The sequence below is a fragment of the Bacillus sp. CGMCC 1.60114 genome (assembly GCF_042676365.1).
GTDB lineage: Bacteria > Bacillota > Bacilli > Bacillales > Bacillaceae_G > Bacillus_A > Bacillus_A rhizoplanae_A.
The window spans coordinates 1-602 of sequence record NZ_JBHTHG010000110.1 but is presented as its reverse complement, the minus strand read 5'-3'; the positions used below and the strand labels follow the sequence as shown (position 1 = coordinate 602).

The window sequence follows — 602 nt, the reverse complement described above, 5'->3', positions numbered from 1 at the left end:
GAAAGTGTTCGTGTGTTGGTTCAACAGGCATTAATATTAGCAAAGTCTGGAATAGATGTTGTTGCTCCATCTGATATGATGGATGGTCGCATATTTGCCATTCGAACTGCCTTAGATAAAGAGAATTTACACAACACTAGAATAATGTCGTATGCAGCAAAATATGCCTCTAGCTATTATGGTCCTTTCCGTGATGCCTTAAATTCAAGTGAGAGACTTAAAGGGGATAAAAAAACGTATCAAATGGATCCTGCAAACTCGGACGAGGCTTTACGTGAAGTAGAACTAGATATAAAAGAAGGCGCTGATATGATAATGATAAAACCAGGCCTACCTTACTTAGATATTGTTCAACGTGTAAAAACTAAGTTTTCTGTTCCTACTTTTGCTTATCAAGTGAGCGGAGAATATTCTATGATGATGGCGTCTTTTGAAAAAGGTTGGCTAAATCCAGATGAAGTGATTATAGAGACTTTACTTGCATTTAAGCGTGGAGGGTGTGATGGTATTCTCACTTATTTTGCAGTAGATGCTGCCCGTAAAATACAAAGTAAAGAGTAGTGTAAAAAAAGCACCTAGTATTATGATTAGGTGCTTTTTTT

Annotated in this window: 1 protein-coding gene; it reads left to right on the top strand. The window is 36.9% G+C overall.

Annotated features, from left to right (window positions below):
* The coding region (gene hemB, locus ACFQZ1_RS17845) for a porphobilinogen synthase (protein WP_377883545.1) at positions 1–561 on the top strand (561 nt) is incomplete at its 5' end.
* Positions 562–602 lie beyond the last annotated feature (41 nt).